At 75.4% G+C, this 16,748-nt stretch carries 13 protein-coding genes and 1 tRNA gene; 9 read left to right on the forward strand and 5 right to left on the reverse strand.

The window, feature by feature from the left end; translation table 11 throughout:
- The first annotated feature begins 98 nt into the window (after positions 1-98).
- A complete protein-coding gene (locus tag ACSNOD_RS16930) occupies positions 99-1,178 on the forward strand; it encodes an NAD-dependent epimerase/dehydratase family protein (protein ID WP_436767777.1) in 1,080 nt (359 codons plus the stop codon).
- A gap of 182 nt (positions 1,179-1,360) precedes the next feature.
- Positions 1,361-2,659: an acyltransferase family protein gene (locus tag ACSNOD_RS16935; protein ID WP_436767778.1), complete on the forward strand. Its 1,299-nt coding sequence runs from the start codon at positions 1,361-1,363 to the stop codon at positions 2,657-2,659.
- A 116-nt stretch (positions 2,660-2,775) separates the two neighbouring features.
- Here ACSNOD_RS16935 and ACSNOD_RS16940 read toward each other — a convergent pair whose 3' ends face one another.
- Positions 2,776-3,726, reverse strand: a complete 951-nt coding sequence (locus ACSNOD_RS16940) for a cation diffusion facilitator family transporter (RefSeq protein WP_436767779.1) — start codon at positions 3,724-3,726, stop codon at positions 2,776-2,778.
- An 18-nt stretch (positions 3,727-3,744) separates the two neighbouring features.
- Here ACSNOD_RS16940 and ACSNOD_RS16945 point away from each other — a divergent pair, with 18 nt between their 5' ends.
- The 3 genes from ACSNOD_RS16945 to ACSNOD_RS16955 all read left to right on the forward strand — a co-directional run bounded on the left by ACSNOD_RS16945 (position 3,745) and on the right by ACSNOD_RS16955 (position 7,144).
- The gene (locus ACSNOD_RS16945) at positions 3,745-4,017 is read left to right on the forward strand and encodes a hypothetical protein (RefSeq protein ID WP_436767780.1); all 273 of its coding nucleotides are present in this window, start codon (positions 3,745-3,747) and stop codon (positions 4,015-4,017) included.
- A 600-nt stretch (positions 4,018-4,617) separates the two neighbouring features.
- Entirely contained in the window at positions 4,618-5,079 is a 462-nt protein-coding gene (locus ACSNOD_RS16950; RefSeq protein WP_436767781.1) for an NUDIX hydrolase, read from the forward strand.
- A gap of 160 nt (positions 5,080-5,239) precedes the next feature.
- Complete coding sequence (locus ACSNOD_RS16955) at positions 5,240-7,144, forward strand: hypothetical protein (protein WP_436767782.1); 1,905 nt, start codon at positions 5,240-5,242, stop codon at positions 7,142-7,144.
- Here ACSNOD_RS16955 and ACSNOD_RS16960 read toward each other — a convergent pair.
- Positions 7,121-9,712, reverse strand: coding sequence for a hypothetical protein (locus tag ACSNOD_RS16960; RefSeq protein WP_436767783.1), 2,592 nt, complete (start codon positions 9,710-9,712; stop codon positions 7,121-7,123). The two genes, ACSNOD_RS16955 and ACSNOD_RS16960, sit on opposite strands and share 24 nt — an antisense overlap.
- On the reverse strand, positions 9,709-10,239 hold the full coding sequence (locus ACSNOD_RS16965) for a hypothetical protein (protein WP_436767784.1): 531 nt from the start codon (positions 10,237-10,239) through the stop codon (positions 9,709-9,711). Before ACSNOD_RS16965 ends, ACSNOD_RS16960 begins: the two co-directional genes overlap by 4 nt.
- A gap of 103 nt (positions 10,240-10,342) precedes the next feature.
- Here ACSNOD_RS16965 and ACSNOD_RS16970 point away from each other — a divergent pair, with 103 nt between their 5' ends.
- Positions 10,343-11,101, forward strand: a complete 759-nt coding sequence (locus ACSNOD_RS16970; RefSeq protein ID WP_436767785.1) for a class I SAM-dependent methyltransferase — start codon at positions 10,343-10,345, stop codon at positions 11,099-11,101.
- An 87-nt stretch (positions 11,102-11,188) separates the two neighbouring features.
- Here ACSNOD_RS16970 and ACSNOD_RS16975 read toward each other — a convergent pair whose 3' ends face one another.
- Both ACSNOD_RS16975 and ACSNOD_RS16980 read right to left on the reverse strand, forming a co-directional pair.
- Positions 11,189-12,790 carry an ABC-F family ATP-binding cassette domain-containing protein gene (locus tag ACSNOD_RS16975; RefSeq protein ID WP_436767786.1) on the reverse strand — a complete coding sequence of 534 codons (1,602 nt, stop codon included), beginning with the start codon at positions 12,788-12,790 and terminating at the stop codon, positions 11,189-11,191.
- Positions 12,791-12,971: 181 nt separating this feature from the next.
- Positions 12,972-13,694, reverse strand: a complete 723-nt coding sequence (locus ACSNOD_RS16980; RefSeq protein WP_436767787.1) for a transketolase — start codon at positions 13,692-13,694, stop codon at positions 12,972-12,974.
- Between the two features lie 105 nt (positions 13,695-13,799).
- On the opposite strand from ACSNOD_RS16980, the gene soxR reads away from it, so the two are divergent.
- The 3 genes from soxR (at position 13,800) to ACSNOD_RS16995 (ending at position 16,646) form a co-directional block, all read left to right on the forward strand.
- Positions 13,800-14,261 (forward strand): redox-sensitive transcriptional activator SoxR, encoded by a 462-nt coding sequence (gene soxR, locus ACSNOD_RS16985; RefSeq protein WP_436767788.1) that lies wholly within the window; start codon positions 13,800-13,802, stop codon positions 14,259-14,261.
- Positions 14,262-14,387: 126 nt separating this feature from the next.
- A tRNA-Pro gene (locus ACSNOD_RS16990) sits at positions 14,388-14,461 on the forward strand.
- Positions 14,462-14,978: 517 nt separating this feature from the next.
- Positions 14,979-16,646, forward strand: a complete 1,668-nt coding sequence (locus tag ACSNOD_RS16995; RefSeq protein ID WP_436767789.1) for an APC family permease — start codon at positions 14,979-14,981, stop codon at positions 16,644-16,646.
- The last annotated feature ends 102 nt before the right edge of the window (positions 16,647-16,748 follow it).

Below are 16,748 nucleotides of genomic sequence, written 5' to 3' on the forward strand. Positions count from 1 at the left end.
GGCCGCCGCTCCGAGCGCCGCCCCGGCCACCGTCCCGGCCACCGTCGCGTCCACCGGCGCGCTCACGCCCCCGCACCGCACTCAGCAGGGAGCCCGCCATGACCGAGCAGGACCGCCCCTCGCCGCACCGCCCGCGCCCGTCCCGGCGCCTGCGCTTCCTGGTGCTCGGCGGGACCGGCTTCATCTCCGGGGCGGTGGCCGCGGAAGCGGTGGCCAGGGGCCATGACGTCACCTGCGTGGCCCGTGGCACCGGCGGCCCCCCGCCGGCCGGCGCCCGCCTGGTGCGCGCGGACCGGGACGCGCCGGGCGCCCTCGACGCCCTGCGCGGGGAGCGGTTCGACGCGGCCGTGGAGAGCGCCACGCTCTCCCTGCGCCGGGTCCGCGAGGCCCTGCGCGCCGTCTCCGCCGCGCACTGGACGTTCCTGTCCTCCATCAGCGTCTACGCCGACACCCACACCGCCGGCCAGTCGGTGCGCACCGGGCGGCTGCGGCCCGCGCTCGCCGACGAGTCGCTCTGCTACGACCCGGCCCGCGACCCCGAGCCGTCCCAGGCCGTCTACGGCGGGGTGAAGGTCGCCTGCGAGGAGGCCGTCCGCGAGGCGACCGACGGCCGGGCGTTCGTCGTCCGCCCGGGGCTCGTCGTGGGGCCCGGGGACGACGTGAGCCCGTTCGGCCACTGGCCCCTGCGCATGGCGCGCGGCGGGGTCGCCGTGGTGCCCCCGGACGTGGCGGCCGACGGCTCGCCGGTGCCCGCGCAGTGCGTGGACGTGCGCGATCTGGCGGCCTGGATCGTCGACCGCGCCACCGAGCGCACGGCGGGCACCTTCGACGCGGTCGGCCCCACCGGGCGGCTGTCCGCCCTGCTGGCCGACGTGGCGAAGGCGGTCGGCGCGGACACGCTCGAACTCGTACCGGCGCCCGAGGAGGTCCTGCTGGCGGCCGGCGTACGGCCCTGGACCGGCCCGAGGTCCCTGGCGCTCTGGCCCCCGCGGGCCCTGCACGGCGCGCTCTCGCGCGATGTCGCCCCCTCCGTGGCGGCGGGCCTGCGCACGCGCCCGATCGCGGAGACGGCCGCGGCGGTCCTGCGGGACCGCCTGACCCGCGCCGGGGCCCCGCGCCCGGTGGCCGGCCTCACCCCGATCGAGGAGGCGTCGGTCCTCCGCCTGCTCGGCCGCTGAGAAGGCGCTGGTCGGGGGCGGGTTGCAACCGGGGTTGCAGCGGGGATGCCACCCGCGGGTGGCATACAGGCGGCGCGGGCCGTTGCTACGTTCTGGCGTGCTCGGCCCGTCCGCGTTCCACCGGCCGGTCCGGCTCGCTCGGCTGGCCGGCGCCTCGGGACGCCCGCCTCCCAGGAGTTGCCTTGGCCCCGACCGTGCCCCGCTCCCCCGCCTCCCGGCTGCCCTCCCTGACCGGCCTCCGCTTCGTCGCCGCGTTCGCCGTGTTCGCCTCGCACGCGTACTTCGTCGCCTGGTTCGACGGCGACTTCGCCGCGCCCGCGACCAGGCTGGCGCTGATCGCGGCCTGGTCGGGCGTCGGCTTCTTCTTCCTGCTGAGCGGCTTCGTGCTCGCCTGGTCGGCGCGGCCGGCCGACACCGCCGTGTCGTTCTGGCGCCGCAGGGTGGCGAAGATCTATCCGACGCACGCCGTCACCTGGTTCGCCGCGCTGGTCCTGATCGTCTGGACGGGTGGCCAGATCACCGCGCGCCAGGCGGTGCCCAATCTCTTCCTTCTGCACGCCTGGTCGCCCTCGCTGGACGTCTACAACAGCGTCAACGGCGTCTCCTGGTCGCTGTCCTGCGAGGCGCTCTTCTACCTCTCCTTCCCGCTGCTGATCCACCTGGTCCGGCGGATACCGGCCCACCGCCTGTGGCACTGGGCGGGCGGCACGGCCCTCGCGGTGATCCTGCTGCCCCTGCTGGTCACCCTGGCCTTCCCCGGGGAGCCGAAGTTCGCCGGGCTCCCGGTGACCCTCCATCAGTACTGGTTCCTCTACGTGTTCCCCGTCGCGCGGCTGCTGGAGTTCGCCCTCGGCATGCTGCTGGCCCGCGCGGTGCTGGAGGGGCGCCGGGTGGCGGTGCGCTACTGGCACGCCGCGGTGGCCCTGGCGATCGGCTACCCCCTGGCGCTGAAGATGCCGTTCCTCTACGGCATCGCCGCCGTCCTGGTGGTGCCGATGTCCCTGCTGATCCTGGCGGGCGCGAACGCGGATGTCCGGGGCGGGTACTCGCTCGCCCGGCACCGGGCGATGGTGTGGCTCGGGGAGGTCTCGTTCGCCTTCTACATGGTGCACATGCTGGTGCTGGAGAACGGCTACCGGCTGATCGACGAGGGCCGCACGGCCTCGCCGGCGGCCCGGACCGCCGCGGTGGCGGGCCTGTTCGCCGCCGCGCTGCTGGCCTCCTGGGCGCTGTACGCGGGTGTGGAGCGGCCGGTGATGCGCCGCTGGGGTGGCGCCGGGCGGGGCAGCGGAAGAACGGCACCGGCGCGGTCCGGGCCGGTCACGCCGGTGCCGACCGCGCCCGCACCGCCCGCACCGCGCTCGCCCCTCATGTCCCCGACGGCCGGCGACCCTTTCGTACCGCCGACACCGGCGCCGACACGGGAGCCGGCACCGGCGCCGGCTCCGAGGGCGGTGGACGGCGACCCGGTCGCGCCCTGACGGCCGTCCGCGGGCCCGTCGTCGCCCGCGGCCGGCCACGGGCCCCCGGCGGCTCGACGGCTTGGCGGCTCGACGGCAGCGCACCGGCAGCGCACCGGCTCGACGGTGGCCACGGCTCAGTGGTCGTGCGGCCCCCGGTGGTGCACCGTGCCGTGCGGGTCCTCGCAGTGCCGGTCGACCGCCCCGCCGGCACCCGCGCCGGCGAGGATGCCCGCGAAGGGGCTGGGGGCGTGGTCCACCTGGAGCGTCGCATGGGTGATCCCGTACTCCTCGCGCAAGGTGGCCTGCACCCCCTGGCGCACGGTGTGGCAGTCCCCGCCGACCTCCACCAGCACATGGGCGGAGAGCACCACCTCGCCGGAGGTGATCTCCCAGACATGGAGGTCGTGCACCTCGACGACCCCCGGGTGCTCGGCCATCCGGTCGCCGATCGCGTCGGGGTCGAACCCGGCCGGAGCGGCCTCCAGGAAGATCCGTCCGGAGGCCCGGACGAGCGACACCCCGGACTTGATCATCAGCGCCACCACGATGAGGCTGGCGATCGCGTCCGCGCGGGCGAACCCGGTCAGCATCACGACCGCACCGGCGACGGCGGTGGCGATGAAGGCGTAGAGGTCGGTGATGATGTGCTGGAAGGCGCCCTCGACATTGAGCGAGGAGCGGTTGGCCTTCGACATGCACCAGGCGGCGGCGATGTTCACCACCACACCGGAGAGCGCGGTCACCAGCACCAGCCCGCCGCCGACCTCCGGCGGCTCCAGCAGCCGGTGCACGGCCTCGTACGCCAGCCAGCCCGACAACAGCAGCAGGGTGAGCCCATTGGCCTGGGCGGACAGGATTTCCGCCCGCTTCAAACCGTAGGTGTAGCCGCCACGGGCCGGCCGGGCGGCCAGTCGCATGGCCACCAGGGCCAGCACGATGGAGGCGGCGTCGGAGAGCATATGGGCCGCGTCGGAGATGAGCGCGAGGGAATGCGCGGCAAAACCGATGACGACTTCCACCGCCATATACGCGACGATGAGGCCGAGGGCTATGGAGAGCCAGCGGCGGTCCGCGTCCTGGGCCACGCCATGGCTGTGCCCGCCGTGACCGTGGCCATGCCCGTGACCGTGCGCGTGATCGTGCCCGTGTCCGCGACGCCGCTTCCCGTGCTCGCGCCCGGAGGCCGTACCCCGCGCGCGACCGTGTCCGTGATCGTGGCCGTGTTCATGGTGGTGGTCCTGCCCGTGCGCGTGTTTCTCGCCGGCGTGCCCCTGCCCCTGTTTCATGAAACCCCCATCGCGTCGCGAACGGACAGAGGAAGTGAAGCGCATGGGCGGAACAATTTCAAAGGCTGCAATGGAGACGATTATCGATAGCGGCCTTTTTGGTGACGGTTGTCGATACCACGAAAGAATGGCTCGGGGTTTTTCCGCGCCCCGCGGACAAGGAGCGGCGAGGCAATCGCGCCCCGGGAGCCGGCCGGCGGGACCGAGGAAAGGGCTGCGATCGCGGCCGCGCCCGCCTGCCCCGGGCGGTGACGCCCCGGGGCCGCGGGCGCGGCCATCCGTCCACGACCGCGAACGGACCCGGGCGGCCCGGGCCCGCCCCCGTGGCGGTCACTGCGGACACCGTCCAGCGTGAGCATTTCCAGGCGCAACGCAATCCCCGGTTCGGGTGACGCGCCTCGTACGCATGAACCGGAAAACGGGCCGACGCCGTACGGGCCCGACAGTGCGGCCCCCTGACCCGTTCTCGAACTTTCGCCCGAACTACCGCCCGTGACAGCCGCCCGCGGGGGTCGTTTGTCCGAGCACTCGTCCGAGTCGCCGTCAACGAGGAGGCCGCATGCAGCCACCGATGAGTCCCCCGGGAGCCCGTCCGCGCGTTCGAGCGGGAAGCGGTCCTGAGCGGCAGGGGGCGGGCGGGGCCACCACGCCCCGTACCGCTCTTCGCGCGGCGCGGCGGGGGGCGGCCGCATGACCCCGCGCCACCGCTCCGTCGTGGACGTCTTCGTGCTGCTGCTGCGTGACGACGGACGCGTCCTGCTGCTGCGCCGGGCGGGCGAGGTGTACGCCAGCGGGCTGCTGGTCCCGCCGTCCGGGCACCTGGAGGCCGGGGAGGACGTGCGCAGCGCCGCCGCGCGGGAGCTGTTCGAGGAGACGGGGGTCGAGGTCGCGCCGGGGGCCCTGGAGTTCGCCCATCTCGTCCACCACCGGAGCCCGGAGGGGCAGGGACGCGTCGGGGTCGTCTACATGACCCAGCGCTGGCGCGGCACCCCGGTGAACCGGGAGCCGGAGAAGTGCTCCGCCCTGCTGTGGGCCAAGCCGGGGGACCCGCCGGCCGACTGCGTCCCGTACGCGGCGCACATCCTGCGCCGGTTCGACCGCGGTGATCTCGACTCCCTCCACGGCTGGTCCGCCGGGGCGGCGCCGTTCTGACGCCCCATCGGCCGGCGGCCCCGCGCGGCGCCCGCCGCGCGGGGCGCTATCGTCGGCGCTGAAGTGCGGCGGGGGCGCGTCATCGTGCGGGCGCGCCCCCAACGCCCCTCGGGGCGGCAGCGAACGGCACCGACCGGTCCGCCGGCGGAAAGGAGCAGGCGTGTACGAGCCACGGCCGCTGCCGGTGGCGCTCTCCGAGCCCCACGCGCGCTGGGCCACGGTGCGGGCGGAGCGCACGGTCCTCGGCATCGCCCACAACGTCACGGCCGCGACCCGGCTCCTGGACCTGCTCACCGTCTTCGAGGGCGACCAGCGCGTCCACACGGTCTTCACCTGCCCCGGGTCGTCGGCGCTCGACACCGGGACCGCCGAGTTCCTCGCCGCGCGCGGCATGCACCACGTGCCCTGGCCCATCGCGAAGCGGGAGCGCTTCGACATCGCCGTCGCCACCAGCCGCGGCGGGGATCTGCACAATCTCCGCACTCCGCTCATCGGCGCGCCGCACGGGGCCGGATACAATAAAACGTTGCACCGGGAGCCGGGAGCCGGGAGCCGGGAGCCGGGAGCCGGGAGCCGGGAGCCGGGAGCCGGGAGCCGGGAGCCGGGAGCCTTCGGTCTGACGGCGGAGTGGCTGACGCACGACGGCCGGGTCGTGCCCTCCGTGATCCTGCTGTCCCATGACGAGCAGCGGGAGCGACTGCGCCTGGGCTGCCCCGAAGCCGTCCCCCTGAGCGTCGTGGCCGGCGACCCGTGCATCGACCAACTGCGGGCCAGTGCGCCGTTCCGCGCGGCCTATCGGGAGGCGCTGGGGGTGCGCCCCGGCCAGCGCCTGGTCGTCGTGTCGTCGACCTGGGGGCCCTCCTCGATCCTCGGCGGCACCGACGCCCCCGTCCTCCGGCGCGCCCTCGCCGAACTGCCCGCCGACGAGTTCCGGGTCGTCGCCGCGGTCCATCCGAACGCCTGGTACGGCCATGGCGCGTGGCAGTGGCAGAACTGGCTGGCCCCGCTCCTGGACTGCGGCCTGATGCTCCCCGCGCCGGATTCCGAGACCTGGAAGGCGGCGCTCGTGGCCGCCGACGCCCTCATCGGCGACCACGGCTCGCTCACCCTCTACGGCGTCGCCCTCGGCATCCCGACCCTGCTGGGCTCGTTCGCCGCGGAGGTGGTCGCCGACGGCTCGCCGATGGCCCGGCTCGGCCGGGTCCTGCCGCGGGTGGCCGCGCGCCGCCCGTTGGCGCCGCAGCTCGCGGAGGCGGCCGCCGCCCAGGCGGACGACCCCGAACTGCGGCGCGTCGGGGGGCTGGTGACCTCCCGGCCCGGCGAGTCGGCCGCGCTGCTGCGGCGGCTGTTCTACGACCGGCTCCGGCTGGCGGAGCCGCCGTCGGCGGCGAGCGTGCGCCCGATACCGCTGCCGCCGAGGCCCGTGCCGGCCCGGGTGGCGCCCTGCCTGCCGGCCGCGTTCGTCTCCGTCTCGCTGACGCCCGCGGGGCCCGGTGCGGATTCCCCCGCCGAGCGGGGCTCTTGCGCCCGTACGGAGGCCGGCCCGCCGCCGGGCACCGAACCGCCCGCCCACCCTCGTACAACGGCCCATCTGGCGGCGCGCGTGCGCCGGTTCCCGGCCGCCCTGCAGCCTGCCGGCCACGGTGACGAACGGCTGGCCACGGCGCATCTGGTGGCCGAGGCCGCCGACCCGGACGTCCGCTGGTCCCGGTCCGCGGACGTGCTGTTGCTGCCGCTCGGGCGCGCCCCGGGCGCCGACGCGCTCGGGTCCGGCGCGGAGGGAGTGGCACGGCGGCACCCGGGCTGCTCGCTGGTCGTGCGCGAGGAGGCGGAGGGCGGGTGTCTGGCGCTGCTGCCCGACGGGCGGCGGCTGCGGGCGCGCTGGTCGCGGCGGCCGGCGTGGGCCTGCTTCGCGATCGCCGGTTCCGTCCTGCACGATCTGGCCCATGACCGCCCTGAATCCGCGCCCGGGCCCGGCCCGGAAGGAGCCGGGCGGGCGCTGCTGGTCCACGTCGAGGTCGGGGGCGACCAGGAGCCGGGGCTACTGGCCGTCCACACCGCCTGAGCCGTGTGCGGTGCCGGAACCGGCCGCACCGCTCGAACCGGCCGGGCCGTCCGAGCCGCTCGCGCCGGCCGGGGCATCCGCACCCCCCGAGGCATCCGCGCCGGCCGAGGCATCCGCGCCCCCCGAGGTGTCCGCGCCGGCCGAGGCATCCGTGGCGCCCGAAGCATCCGCGGCGGCCGGGGCGTTCGCACCACTCGCCGCATCCGGCCGGAGCGCGCCGTCCGGGCCGCCGGGTGCCCCGGTGAGCCGCCGTTCGGCGTCGGCGACGCGCACGCTGCGCTCGGCGGCGTACAGGTCGCGCGCGGCGGTCCAGTCACGGACCGCGCGGTCGCGCGAACCGAGTTCGGCGAGTACGTCACCGCGCGCCAGCAGGGCCTCCGCCTGCCGGTGGGCCGGGCCGTGCGCGCGCATCAGCGGCACGGCCTCGTCGAGAAGTTCGAGGGCCCGGCGCCCGTCCCCGTACGCGCGGCGGTCCTCGGCGTGGCGGATCAGCGTGCGGGCCTCGTTGTAGCGGTCGGGGAGCTCGGTGAACTGCCGGCGGGCGCCCAGGAACGCGCTGTCGGCGTCGTCGTGATGGCCCAGGGCGGTCAGGGCGCGCCCTCGGTGGTACGCGAGCAGGGCGCGGCCACGCGGGTGGTCGACGCCGTCGAGGGCGGCCAGGGCGCGGGCGAAGTGGTCGAGGGCCGCCTCGGGCCTGCCTTGCCTCAGCTCCAGCAGCCCGAGGCCCTCCAGCGCGGAGGACGCGGTGCGCCGGTGGCCCTCCGTGCGCCGGCCGTCCGGCGGTTCGCAGAGCCGCAGCGCCTCGCCGAGGTGGCGGCGCGCGTGGCCGGCGTCATCCTCGGCGGAGCCGAAGCGATCGAGACGGGCGAAGCCGAGCTCGTAGTGCATGCGGGCGACCGCGAGCAGATCGCCGCACTCCAGGGCGGAGGAGAGCCCGGTGGTCAACGCCGCGATCCAGTCGGCGTGGTGGCCGCCCCGCAGGCAGTGGGTCCACAGGGCCTGGCAGATCCGCCACGCGGCCCGGTGGCGGCCGCTGCCGGCGGCGAGCTCCACGGTGGCCAGGAGGTCGGCCCGCCGCTCGGCCAGGAGGCGAGTGGCCGACGCCGGGTCCGGCGGCGTGGGAGCGGTGGCGTACGCGCGGTAGGTGCCCTCCGGGTCGTACCGCCAGCGGCCCGAGAGCGCCGCCTCGGCGCGCTCGGCGCGGTCGACGTGATGGGCGACGAGGCGGTCGAGCGCCGCCTCCCGGCTCTCCTCGGGCTCGTCGCTCCGGGCGCACCGCCAGGCGTGGTCGTGGACGAGCGGGCTCATGGTGAAGCGGTCGGCGCCGTCCGCCACGGGGCCGGCGCCGCGCGAGCCCTCCGGGCCTGCGCCACGCGGTTCCCCCGGGCCAGCGCCAGACGAGTCCTCCGGGCCGACGCCGCGCGAGTCGCCCGGTCCGTCGGCCGAGCCCTCGGCGCCCGGCTCCCCCGGGCCGGCGTGACCCGGCTCCCGGTCGCCGCCGACCCGCTCCAGCAGGTTCGCGGCGGCCAGCGCCCGCAGCGCGGCCGACGCCGCGGCGGAGTCGGCCGCGCCCAGCAGGGCGCGTGCCGCCTCCGTGTCGACGGACGGCGTCGGCAGCAGCCCGAGCAGCCGATAGGTTCTGGCCTCGTCGGCCCGCAGGCCCCGGTACACGACGTCCAGCATGTCGGGCAGTGAGGGCTCGCCGAGGTCGTCGGCCACGCTCATCGCCTCCAGTCGGTGGCTCCGGTCACCGAAGCGGGCGGCCAGCTCGGCGAGCGCCCCGGGTCCGAGCGCGGCCAGGTGCGAGCCGATGATCCGTACGGCGAGGGGGATGCCGCCGCAAACCCTGACCAGCGGTCGGCGCGCGCCGCGGGTGTCGTCCGCCAGCCGGCCCACCCGGCACAGGAGTTCGTCGCTGTGCCGGTCGTCGAGGGGTCTGACGGGCAGGACCTCGACGTCGAAGCGGCTCACCAGGGCGGGCAGCCGGCCATGGCTGGTGATCAGGACGACGCTGTCGTCCGAGCCCGGGAGCAGGGGCACCACCTGGGCGGCGGTGACCGCGCTGTCGATGACGACGACGATGGGCCCGTCGCTCGTCCAGGACCGGAAGAAGGCGGCGAGCGCGTCGGGGTCGGCGGGGCGGTCCTCCCGGGGCACGCCGAGGATGTTCAGCCAGTCCTGGAGCACCGCCACGGGGTCGGCCGGGCGACCGGCGCGGTCCCGGCCCAGCACGGCGTGCAGATGCGCCGCCGCCCCGAGGTCGTCCCGGCGCAGCCGCAGCCATCGGCGGACGGCCGCGGTCGCCCCGACGCCCGGGACTCCGGTGAGGAGCATGCGGGCGGGGACGCCCTCGGCGCGGCAGCCGGCCCATACGGCGTCCATGCGGGCGAACAGCTCGTCGTTGTTGACGTAGTGGCGGACCGTGGGGACGGCCATGCGGGGCAGGTGCCGCCGGGGCGGGGGGTGGTGGACATGGGCGTCCCGGGCCATGATCACGGCACCGTGGAACGTCCCGCCGCTGATGGAGTTGTCCGTCGTGCCCGCGGTCCCGGGCTCCCCGCTCGTCACGAGGTGCGGCCGGGGCCGGTACGGGGGGTCGGTTCCGTACGGGCCGGGGCGTCCGTACGAGCGGTGGCCTCCGTACGGGCCGGGTCCGGCGTCGGGGCGTACGGGGGCGCGTGGAAGGTCAGCGACCCGAAGTCGCGGCCCTGGACGAGCGGCCCGTGCAGCACCCCGCCCGTCACGGTGTTGTGGACCGCCCCCGGCGCGTCGGCCGCCTGCCGCGGCGCCAGCTCCTCCAGCAGCGCCCGCAGTTCGTCCGCGGCGGCGGGGTCGGCCCGCAGCAGCCGCTTCAGCCGGGAGCGCCACTCGGCCTCGACATCGGCGAGCGCCGGCCCGTCGCCGGCCTCCCGCGCGGCGATCAGCTCTTCCCGGGAGAGGTCCAGTTCCTCCTCGGCCTCCGCCGAGCGACCCCGGCGACCGCGGCCGAACAGGGCCGCCAGCCGCTCCTTGGACTGCGCCCACGAGTCGGACACCATCAGCCCGACCAGCGTTGTCGCTCCCGATGTGGCGAGCGCTGCCAACTCGGCTTCCACCCAGGCCCCCTCGATGACGGTGTGGGAACCAACCGTAGGAAGATCCGGGCGTCCTGGGTAGTGTCCCTTGGTTTCCGCTCCGCCGTGTCGTAGGAATCGGGGCATGTCGCGCACGTTCGAGGAACTGGTCGCCGAGGCCGACGCGGTGTCCGTGGCGGGCTGGGACTTCTCCTGGCTGGCGGGCCGGGCCACCGAGGAGCGCCCCTCCTGGGGCTATCAGCGGCTGATGAGCGACCGGCTGGCCGCCGTGTCGGCCGCGCTGGACCTCCAGACCGGCGGTGGCGAGGTCCTGGCCGGCGCCGCGAAGCTGCCGCCCGCCATGGTCGCCACGGAGTCCTGGCCGCCGAACGCCGCCAAGGCCACCCGGCTGCTGCACCCGCTGGGCGCGGTGGTGGTCCGGGTTCCGGACGAGCCGCCGCTGCCCTTCGCCGACGCGGCGTTCGACCTGGTGACGAGCCGTCACCCGGTCACCGTGTGGTGGTCGGAGATCGCCCGGGTGCTCCGGCCCGGCGGCGAATACGTCGCGCAGCACATCGGCCCGGCCACGGTGTTCGAGCTGACGGAGTACTTCCTGGGGCCGCAGCCGGAGGCCCGGCTGAAGCGGCGCCCCGAGCTGGAGGAGGCCGACGCGCGGGCCGCCGGCCTCGACGTGGTCGACCTGCGCTCGGAGCGGCTGCGCATGGAGTTCTTCGACATCGGCGCGGTCGTCTACTTCCTGCGCAAGGTGATCTGGACCGTGCCCGGCTTCACGGTCGAGCGGTACCGCGACCGGCTGCGCGAGCTCGACGAGGAGATCCGGGCCGAGGGCGTGTTCGTGGCGCACTCGGCCCGGACCCTGGTGGTGGCCCGCAAACCCGGCTGACCGGGCTGTCGCCCCCGGCGGGCCGCGGCCGGCCGGATCAGGCGAGATCGGACAAAACCCGGCGAGATCGGTTGAGATCCGGCGAAATCAGGCGAGGGAGACCAGGTCCAGGTACTCCTCGCTCCAGAGGTCCTCGTCGGCGTCGGGCAGCAGCAGTACGCGGTCGGGGCGCAGGGCCTCGATGGCGCCCGGGTCGTGGGTGACCATCACGATCGCGCCCGGGTACGTGCCCACCGCGGCCAGCACCTCCCGCCGGGAGGCCGGGTCGAGGTTGTTGGTCGGCTCGTCCAGCAGCAGCACGTTGGCGCCGGAGTGGACGAGGGACGCCAGGGCGAGCCGGGTCTTCTCGCCGCCGGAGAGCACCCCGGCCGGCTTGTCGGCGTCGTCCCCGGTGAACAGGAACGCGCCGAGCACCCGGCGGATCTCGCCGTCGGTCAGATGGGGCGCGGCGGCGGCGAGGTTCTCCCGTACGGTCCGCTCCTCGTCGAGGGTGTCGTGCTCCTGGGCGAAGTAGCCCAGGCGCAGCCCGTGGCCGGGGACCACCCGCCCGCCGTCGGGCGCCTCGACCCCGGCCAGCAGGCGCAGCAGGGTGGTCTTGCCGGCGCCGTTCAGGCCGAGGACGACCTGCCGGCCGCCCCGGTCGACGGCGAGGTCCACGCCGGACAGCACGGTGTGGTCGCCGTAGGACTTGGTCAGGGCGATGGCGCCGAGCGGTGTCCGCCCGCAGGGGGCGGGCTCGGGGAGCCGGATCGTGGCGGTCTTCTCGGCGCGGCGCGTCGGCTCCAGCTCGGCGAGCATGCGGTCGGCGCGGCGGGCCATGCTTCGGGCGACGACGGCCGTCGCCACCCGTGCCCGCATCCGGTCCGCCTGAGCGCGCAGCGCGGCGGCCTTGCGCTCGGCGTTCGCGCGCTCCCGCGCGCGCCGCCGCTCGTCCGCCGCGCGCTGGTCGAGATAGGCGGCCCAGCCGGTGTTGTGGACGTCGATCGTGGCGCGGTGGGGATCGAGGTGGAAGACCCGGTTGACGGTGTCGGCCAGCAGCTCCGTGTCATGGCTGACCATCACCAGGCCGCCCCGGTGGGCGGTGAGGAAGGTGCGCAGCCAGGCGATGGCGTCGGCGTCGAGGTGGTTGGTGGGCTCGTCCAGCAGCAGGGTGCCGTGGTCGGCGAAGAGGATGCGGGCGAGTTCGACCCTTCGCCGCTGGCCGCCGGAGAGGGAGCCGACGGGCCGGTCCATGACGCGTACGGGCAGGCCGAGTCCCGCGGCGACGCGGGCGGCCTCGGCCTCGGCGGCGTAACCGCCGCGGGCGGAGAACTCGGCCTCGGCGCGGGCGTAGGCGTTCATCGCCCGCTCCTGCGCGGCCGGGCCGGTGGCGTCGGCCATCGCGGTCTCGGCGGCCCGCAGGGCGCGGACGGCCCGGTCCAGCCCGCGGGCGGAGAGGATGCGGTCGGTGACCGTGACGGTGGGGTCGGCGGCGCGGGAGTCCTGGGGCAGGTGGCCGACCGCGCCGGTGACGCCGATGGTCCCGGCGGCCGGCCGGACCCGCCCGGCGAGGGTGTCGAGGAAGGTGGTCTTGCCGGCGCCGTTGCGGCCGACCAGGCCGATCCGGTCGCCGGGGGCGATGTGCAGGGAAATGCCGGCGAGCAGCAGCCGGGCGCCGACGCGCACGTCGACATCACGAACGGTGATCATGGGATGACGCTCCGAGAAAGCTCAAGGACACACGGGTGGCGTGAGTGCGGGTCCTTGAGCTAGGAGACTCGGGTCGTCGACATGCGGGTCAGGGTAGCGGCGGCCGTGGCGCGAGCGCATCCGCTTTTTCGCCGGGCCGGGCGGACCGGGCGGGCCCGGCGGGGGCCGGTGTCCGGGGGCGTCACGCGGACTTCGGTTCCACCCGGGCGACCACGGCGTGCGGCCGGCCGGGGCGAGTGGCGGTGAACGCCCCGTACAGCGCCTCGTGGTCGCGGCCGTCGACGGTTGCCGCGCTCCAGCCGGCGGCCTCGAAGCGGGAGGCGATGCCGCCGGGCCAGCCGTGGGTGGCCGAGGAGTTGTCGATCACCAGGGTGCGCAGCCGGTCCAGCCCGGCGGCGCCCGCGTAGGCGATGGCCTCGTGGTTGCTGCCCTCGTCCAGCTCGGCGTCGCCGATCAGCACCCATACCGCGGGGTCGGTCAGCCCCTGCGCGCGCAGGCCGAGCGCCGTGCCCACGGCGAGCGGCAGCCCGTGGCCCAGCGAACCGCTGCCGATCTCGGCGCCGGGCACCAGCGTGCGGTCGGGGTGGTGGCCCAGGGGCGAGTCGTACGACCCGAAGCCGGGGAGCAGCGAGACGGGGAAGAAGCCCTTGGCCGCCAGGACGGCGTAGTAGGCCATCGGGCCGTGGCCCTTGGAGAGCAGGAACCGGTCCCGCTCGGGGGCGTCGGCGGTTTCGGGCGAGACGCGCAGCACCCGGTCGTAGAGGACCCACAGCGCGTCCAGGGTGGAGGTGGCCGCGGGCCCGTGCTTCTCGTCGCCCGTCATCAGGGCCATGAGGCGGCCGAGGTCGGCATAGCCGTGGCGGGTGGCCGCGGGGGTGGTTCCGGTTGCGTCGGTGGAAGTCATGGAGAGAGCTTGCAACTTCAAGTTGACTTGAGGTCAAGGGCTGCCGGGAACGGGTTGGCGGAGCGCCCGGACGCGGCGGCGCGGCCGCCGCTATCGTCGGCGGGTATGACGTCCACGCATGACCGGCTGTCCATCGGAGAGCTCGCCTCGCGCAGCGGGATGGCCACCTCCGCCCTCCGTTACTACGAGGATCTGGGCCTGATCCACTCCGAGCGCACCGCCGGCGGACAGCGGCGCTACGCCCGCTCGACGCTGCGCCGGGTCGCCTTCATCCGGGCCGCCCAGAGCGTCGGGCTGTCCCTGGAGGAGACGGGGGCGGCCCTCGCCCGCCTCCCGGAGGACCGCGCCCCCACGGCGACCCAGTGGAACGCGGTCGCGCGCACCTGGACCGGCCGCATCGACGAGCAGATCGCCGACCTGCAGCGGCTCAAGGCCCGGCTCACGGGGTGCATCGGCTGTGGCTGTCTGTCACTGCGCAAGTGCGCGCTGTACAACCCGGAGGACCGGGCGTCGGCGAACGGCGCCGGGGCGCGCTATCTGATCGCGGACGAGGCGCCGTCCGCCTGAGCCGCGCGCGACCGGCGCCCGGGGGAGGCGCCCCACGGGGCCGAAACGGAGTGGGCGGCCACCCCCTGAAGTGCGGTATTGTTCTCATGCGCGATCAGCCGGGGCCCACCCCGGCCGAACGGGCACCGGGACGTGGCGCAGCTTGGTAGCGCACTTGACTGGGGGTCAAGGGGTCGCAGGTTCAAATCCTGTCGTCCCGACGGTGCCGACATGCCCTTCGATTCGGGAGAAATCCCGGAGCGGAGGGCATGTCGCGTTTTCGCGGGCGGCGCCCCACTGACCTGACGGGCCGAACGGCGCTCGGCTCGTTGTCGTGGCGCCCGCGGCGGTCCCGCCGGCCTCTCCGCGCGCCGGCCGCTGCATGATCGTCGCGGCGACCGCGAGGGGAGTCGTTTCCGCCGGTTGTCGTACTATGTCCGACGTCGCTATTGCGTCCTCGGCCATCTCGTCGTCCTCGTGCCCGGGCACCGCCGCGCTCTCTCGCGGGAGGCCCGGGCTCGTCGCGTCGCACCCGGTGTCCGCTCCCGGGGGCCGATCCCGGCGAAGCCGATGAGGCCGGAACGCGGTGCGGGTGGTTGCTCCTCGCTCATCCCGGCAGCGGGCGACGCCGGTCGGCGCGGCCGGCGCGGACCCCGGCCCGCACGCGTACGGCGGTGGGCCGCGAGGCGCGTAGGGGCTTGTCGGTCCCGGTCCCCAGGCAGAACGGAACAGCACGTCGTGGATGTGAGCGCGGGCAATCGGAAGGGCCTCAGCCTTTTCGCCCTGATCATGATCGGTCTGGGGTCCATCTTCGGCTCCGGCTGGCTCTTCGGGGCCGGTCAGGCGGCGCAGGTCGCCGGGCCCGCCGCCCTGGTCGCCTGGGTGATCGGCGCGATCTTCATCGGCATGATCGCCATGTCGTACGCCGAGGTCGGCGCCGCCTATCCGCTGCCGGGCGCGATGGCCCGGTTCGGCTCCCTCTCGCACGGCCCCGTGCTCGGCTTCGTCACCGGCTGGGCCGTGTGGATCGCGACCGCCTCCCTGATCCCCATCGAGTCCATCGCCGGCACCCAGTACATGGCCTCCTGGAACTTCGGCTGGGCCCGGGGGCTGGTCGCCGACGGCAGCCTCACCGCCACCGGCATGGCGGTGGCCCTGGTCCTGACCGTCGCCCTGTGGCTGGCCTGCTACTGGTCCGTCGCGCTGCTGGCGCGGGCCAACAACCTGCTGACCCTGGTCAAGTTCGCCATCCCGGTCCTCGCCGTCGCCGCGCTCATCGCCTCCGGCTTCCACACCGGCAACTTCACCGAGCACGGCGGCTTCGCCCCCAACGGCTGGTCCGCCGTGCTGACCGCCGTCAGCGCCTCCGGCGTCGTCTTCGCCTTCAACGGCTTCCAGGCCGTCGTCAACCTCGGCGGGGCCGCCAAGAACCCCGGGCGCGCCATCCCGCTCGCCCTCGTCGGCGCGCTCTCCCTCGGCCTGGTCATCTACCTCGCCCTCCAGGTCGCCTTCCTCGGCTCCGTGCCGCCGGAGCGGCTCGCCGAGGCCGGCGGCTGGAGCGGGGTCAACTTCGCCTCGCCCTTCGCGGACCTCGCCAAGCTGCTGATGCTGCACTGGGTCGTGACCATGCTCCAGTTCGGCGCGTTCATCTCGCCGTCCGGCGCCAACATCGGCAACGTCGCCTCCTCCGCCTATCTGGCGCAGAACCTCGCCGAGACCGGCTTCTTCCCCAAGAAGATCGCCGAGGTGCACCCCCGGTACGGCGTCGCCCGCCCCGCCATGTGGCTGAACCTGGGCTTCTCCGTGCTGCTGCTCCTCACCATCGGCCACAGCTGGGAGGCCCTGGCCGGCGTCGTCTCCGCGGCGATGGTCGTCTCGTACCTCATGGGGCCGATCGCGGTCGGCGTCTTCCGGAGGACCAAGCCGCACCTGCCCCGGCCGTTCCGGCTCCCCTTCGCCGCCGTTCTCTGCCCCGTCACCTTCGCGTTCGCGGCCTGCGCCCTCTACTGGTCGAAGTGGCCCAACACCGGCAAGGTCGCCGTGCTCACCCTCGTGTCGGTGCCGATCGCCGCGGTGGTGCTGCGCCGCCGAGGGGAGGCGAGCCTGCGCCGCCAGTTCGCGCCGGCCTGGTGGATGGTCGGCTTCCTGCTGTGGCTCGCGCTGCTGTCCGCCCTCGGCAGCCCCGAGTTCGGCGGCCACGGAGTGATCCCGGGCGGCCTCGACACCGCCCTGGTCGCCCTGTCGTCCCTCGGCTTCTACGTCTGGGCGGTCCGCGCCGGCGTCCGGGCCCACGAGGCCGGGCTGCCCGACCCCGACCCGGTGCTCGGCCAGGGGCTCGACGCGGCGGGCCGCCCCGATGTCCCGGCGCCCCGGCGGCCCGAACCGACCGGAGCCGCCGTCTCCTGACGGCCCGCGAGCCGGGCGCGGGAGGCCGGGCCCGCGAGCCCGCCCCGGGAAGCCCTCCGGCCCCCGCCGGGCCGGGCGGACCGGGCGGGCCCGGCGAAAAAG

The sequence above is a fragment of the Streptomyces sp. URMC 123 genome, assembly GCF_051386515.1.
In the GTDB taxonomy this organism is placed as follows: domain Bacteria; phylum Actinomycetota; class Actinomycetes; order Streptomycetales; family Streptomycetaceae; genus Streptomyces.

Excerpts from the sequence above, each read along its gene's own strand:
- soxR (WP_436767788.1), top strand. The coding sequence starts at position 13,800 with ATGACGTCCACGCATGACCGGCTGTCCATCGGAGAGCTCGCCTCGCGC.
- ACSNOD_RS16975 (WP_436767786.1), bottom strand. The coding sequence starts at position 12,790 with ATGATCACCGTTCGTGATGTCGACGTGCGCGTCGGCGCCCGGCTGCTG.
- ACSNOD_RS16970 (WP_436767785.1), top strand. The coding sequence starts at position 10,343 with ATGTCGCGCACGTTCGAGGAACTGGTCGCCGAGGCCGACGCGGTGTCC.
- ACSNOD_RS16980 (WP_436767787.1), bottom strand. The coding sequence starts at position 13,694 with ATGACTTCCACCGACGCAACCGGAACCACCCCCGCGGCCACCCGCCAC.
- ACSNOD_RS16930 (WP_436767777.1), top strand. The coding sequence starts at position 99 with ATGACCGAGCAGGACCGCCCCTCGCCGCACCGCCCGCGCCCGTCCCGG.
- ACSNOD_RS16950 (WP_436767781.1), top strand. The coding sequence starts at position 4,618 with ATGACCCCGCGCCACCGCTCCGTCGTGGACGTCTTCGTGCTGCTGCTG.